Source organism: Sneathiella sp., assembly GCF_041689005.1.
Taxonomy (GTDB): domain Bacteria; phylum Pseudomonadota; class Alphaproteobacteria; order Sneathiellales; family Sneathiellaceae; genus Sneathiella.
In genome coordinates this window covers 1-4,432 of record NZ_JBDNHC010000105.1, presented here as the reverse complement: position 1 = coordinate 4,432, position 4,432 = coordinate 1, and the positions used below count along the sequence as shown (strand labels likewise).

At 54.3% G+C, this 4,432-nt stretch carries 3 protein-coding genes; all 3 read right to left on the bottom strand.

Annotated elements, in window-relative coordinates; genetic code table 11:
- Positions 1–509: 509 nt before the first annotated feature.
- Complete coding sequence (locus tag ACESNI_RS12275) at positions 510–1,052, bottom strand: DUF5681 domain-containing protein (protein ID WP_373087121.1); 543 nt, start codon at positions 1,050–1,052, stop codon at positions 510–512.
- On the bottom strand, positions 1,049–1,564 hold the full coding sequence (locus ACESNI_RS12270) for a DUF5681 domain-containing protein (protein WP_373087119.1): 516 nt from the start codon (positions 1,562–1,564) through the stop codon (positions 1,049–1,051). The genes ACESNI_RS12275 and ACESNI_RS12270 overlap by 4 nt, the downstream gene beginning before the upstream one ends.
- Before the next feature lie 228 nt (positions 1,565–1,792).
- Positions 1,793–4,432: tetratricopeptide repeat protein (locus ACESNI_RS12265; RefSeq protein ID WP_373087117.1), on the bottom strand; the 2,640-nt coding region annotated here is incomplete at its 5' end.

Genomic DNA, 4,432 nt, shown 5'->3' with positions numbered 1-4,432 from the left:
TTCAGCAGGATAATGTCGCCAATTTCATCGAATTCGTAGCGGCGTAAATTTTCTTCCTCTTCGCGCTTATTCGAATAATTGATTGAATCGATATCGATGTATCCGTCAAGATCACCGATCCAAATACTCAATCCTCCGTCGTTACTCATTAAATTAATCCGTTTTTAAGGTCGGTCGAGAATTCGAGCGTCCTGTGAGGATATTCTCCAAACATGACTAGCTGTGCTGTATATTAATCATAATCTTATTCTGTGATCCGATCTGAAACGAATTCCACCAAATTCAAAACGTCTGCATAGTCTGGTCGAAAAGTTGTGCGCCTAGCCTATGCCTCTGCATTTTTTACATCCTCTCCGAGCGAAAGCAATCTAGAAAGCATGTCGGCATCAGAATCTGCGGCGATGTTCAACGGGATGAGAGGTGGTTCGGTTTGTCTGCACAGTGATTGGCAATAGATATGCGATATACATCATCCGCTTTAGCAGGGCGCAACCCAATTGCATTAAACATCATACACCTTTTACTTCCCACCAGCCGGGCCAATTCACCTTGCCGGGCGTCCGCGTCGCGCTCCACACTTCTTGCTGCTCTTGGATAGTCAGCCACCTGTCACCAAGGCGCTCAAGAGCAGCCTCGACGATCCATGGGTTCAGTTCCCATCGCACCCGCTTTTCGTCTGCGGGGTATTTCTTTTTTGCCAAACCAAGCGGTTCTAGAATCGCATCAGCGCCGGAGCTGACCGCCGAGAAGATAATAGTATCGATAGCATGCCTGTCGTCGCCGCGCTCCGAGCGCGCATTTTCGATGGCATCAAGCGAGTCCCGGGCAGCTGCGCTGTCGCCCGCGAGCCCTTTCTGGGTCAATTGAAGCAGAAAAGCCTCCGCAGCGGTTACACGGCGCTCTCGGCCATCCTCGCGGATAGTCACCATCTGGCCAAGCACGGAATCGTAAGGAACAGATTTATGCCGGTTCCTGGGGCGTCCGTTCGGATTGCCGGACCGGCCTTTCCTGAACCGCGTTGCGGTTGGCGGTTTCCCGTAGCCTATGTTCATCCGATCCTACCGTTCGGCCACTTCAAGCTATCAGGATCAAAGGTGAAAAACTTGATACTGTCGACCTCTTTGGAATCAAATCTCTTGCGCCCGGGACGGCTTAGCGCTGCCTGCGTCGCCCAGGCATGAACTTTCCATCTCGTTGGAAAACTAGGTTCCGGTTCTGCAATACCTAGAATACGCAGAGCCTCATCTGCATTGTCAGCGTGGTGATGTTGCTTGATCTCGATATTTCGGTGGGGCGCGGGATTATTCTGCTCCAGCGCCCTTTCCCGCTTCTCGATCATCTTGAGCACTTTGCGAATTGCCAAACGCTTTCCTGCAAGGGCATCCTTAAGGGTTTGCTGCTGCAAGGCCTCTTCAACTGTCGCCTCACGTGGTTTTCCATTTTGGGTAATGGTCAATCTTTTGTCGAGAATGATCTCGAACGCCGATACATTAGGCCTGCGATGCTTGCGGGGCCGTCCTTTTGGATTGCCGGATTGTCCAGGCTGAAAGCGCGTACTGCTCATGCCGCTACATCCTTGCCACCTCGGAACACAAGTTGCGGCTCATGGCCGGTTAGATCGCTCCAACGCTGCATGGCAAGGTCAACATATCCGCAAAAGCGGAAAATCAGCGCTCAGTCGCACCGGCTTTCGAATTCAAAGCTGTCATTCCGCTTCCGCCCCAAAGTCGGTCGTTTTTTCGGTAAAAAGTCACTGCCCTAAAGTGGACGTTTCCTTGTCATCAGAAGCTAATCAGTTGGCCCCGTCACCGATCAGAGAGAAGGGAGCCCAAGCACTGGGATGCGCCCAGCTATCGGTATCACTGTCCGCGCTTTTGTCATTGCGGATCTCGCGCATCGCTTGCTGGAATGCCTGCGCTCTAGATAGCTGCGGATTATCCTTTGCGATCGATATGGTACGCACCGTGAGCTTGGCTGCGACATCGTCATGGACCGGCCAATGTGAGGCGAGCAGGTTTCTGGCCCCTGCATAGAAGAACGAACGGGCCAAGCCTGACAAGCCTGGTGCTCCTTCACTGCCATCACCTGCTGCTGTGTTGCAGGCCGACAAGATCACCCAGTCAGCATTTAGTTTGAGTGCCGATATTTCCGAAGCGCTCAAATAGCCATCATTGCTCTCGCTCGCCCGTAACGGCGGGGTTAGAACAATCCCTGGTTCGGCTGTCCCGCTAATTTCACCCGCGAGCAGGCCGTGGGTGGCAAAGGCAATGATATTGGCATTAAGATTTTGGGTGCGAACAAAGTCCTCAGTTGCTTGGTCAGCCAAGTGGAGCCCGTTGGCAGGTCTTCCAAACGCTTCCCACATCGCCGTCAGTTCGGTTGCGGTTCCGGGGAGCCGTGCCATCTTCCTGAGCTCGAAGACATTGGCAATACTCGCCCCGCTGCGCGTCGGCGATCCGCTGAACATGGGCTTGAACGCGCCGCTGCCGTTTGCAACGCCACGTTTGGACCGTCGATTGCCGCGGGTTTCCGATTGGCCTGTTAAAACAGGATCGCCAATGCCCAGAAATGGCAGGTCGGTAACTTGTCCTGCTGCCGTTCGATATTTGCGCAGAAATTCCAGTGACTGGAGCGTCGGGATCAGAATCAGCGCATGGGCATCAGCAAACCATTTGGCGGAGCGCAATACATTTGGGTCCCCGCTATCGCCCTCTGGAACTTTACTTACCAGAAGTCCGAAGGGAAGACTCGAAAGTGATCCACTGGCCGATATAAACACATGTTTCTTGCCCTTCAGACCATCGGCAATAGGCGCAATCAGTTCGCGGTAAAGCGCGTATGAAGTCTCAAAAGAGAACGGAAACGCGCCCCGACCCTCTTCAGACCATTCCACCCACTCGGCCGCACTTTCATCCACGTCTGCGCCAACATCCCACAACAGCCGCTTGACCAACGCATCTACTTTATCACTGCCCCAGTCCGAGCGCACCCAGCGCAGACCTTCGTCCGACACAAGCATGACATGTGTGCCATATGGTGTCGGCACGACCATCAACGCTGCCTCATCTGAAGCCAATACCTCTTGCGCTGCAGAAAGCGCGAGCGCTTCGGGCCGTATCAATGCAAAATATTCTGGCGCTTCATTGCGCAGTCTATCATCAATCCTCTTCATACGAGCTTCCAGCGCTGCAAGCCGGTCACGCAAATTGCCGCGTTTCTCATCACTTGCGCTATCGCTCTCGCCCAAAGTTTTGATCAGCGCCTTCTCGGTTTCGATCCATTGCTGTGACAGATCTTCTCGCTCGACCGCCAGCGGCTCCAAAGGCCCTGCAGCCTTACGTGCCACATTCGCCGAGATTGCTTTGCCCGCCGCACCTGCCGATGCGTCTTGTAGTGCCATCAGAACTTCTTCGCGCAATCTGGCCTGCTCTGCAGCATCTAGCGGCTCTGCTCCTGCCGCTAGCGCTTCTTCAACTAACCCGGGGCCGCGAGACCATGCGGCATTCGCGAACAGCTTAAAAGCGGACGATTGATTTTTCTCCTCGCGCCCAAGTTGAGCTTCTTCGCTCGGTGTAAAACCGGCGACTTTTCGAGCAGCGCGAATATTGCTCATCAGGGAACGCGCTGGTTCTAACGCCAAATGCGACCGGGAAGGCAAATCCATGCGGACATACGAGAGGTTATTCAGGCTTAGAAGCGTGCCGGGATGCTTGTCTCCTAACACCTCACGTCTCAGTCGCAGTGCTTCTGCATCAAGCGGTTCGGCCTCGCTGGCGCGGCCTAGATCCCACAGCACAGATGCATAACTACTCAAGCTAGCCAATGTGTCAGGATGCTTTTTTCCAAGCACCTCGCGCCTAAGCAGCAGGGCTTCGGCCAAGAGCGGCTCGGCCTCGCTTGCGCGGCCAATTGATTTAAGAACGGATGCATAGTTATGCAAGCCTAGCAGTGTGGAGGGGTGTTTTTCTCCAAGCACCTCGCGCCCAAGCCGCAGTGCTTCTGCAAAGAACGGCTCGGACTCGTTGGCGCGGCCTAGATCCTGTAGCGCTGAAGCATAATTATTCAGGCTATTGATAGTATCTGGATGCCTTTCTCCAAGCAATTCGCGCCTAAGCCGCAGGGCTTCGGCCGAGAGCGGTTCGGCCTCGCTGGCGCGACCTAGGTCCTGCAGCACAGATGCATAATTATTCAGGCCACGGATAGTATCTGGATGCTTTTCTCCGAGCAATTCGCGCCTAAGCAGCAGGGCTTCGGCCAAGAGCGGCTCGGCCTCGCTTGCGCGGCCCAGACTTAAAAGAACATTTGCATGGCCGCTCAGGCTACCTAGCGTGTCAAAATGCTTTTCTCCAAGCACCTCGCGCCTAAGCCGCAGGGCTTCTGCAAAAAGAGGTTCGGCCTCTCTGGCACGGCCTAGATCCTGCAACACAGAAGC

Excerpts from the sequence above, each read along its gene's own strand:
- ACESNI_RS12275 (WP_373087121.1), bottom strand. The coding sequence starts at position 1,052 with ATGAACATAGGCTACGGGAAACCGCCAACCGCAACGCGGTTCAGGAAA.
- ACESNI_RS12270 (WP_373087119.1), bottom strand. The coding sequence starts at position 1,564 with ATGAGCAGTACGCGCTTTCAGCCTGGACAATCCGGCAATCCAAAAGGA.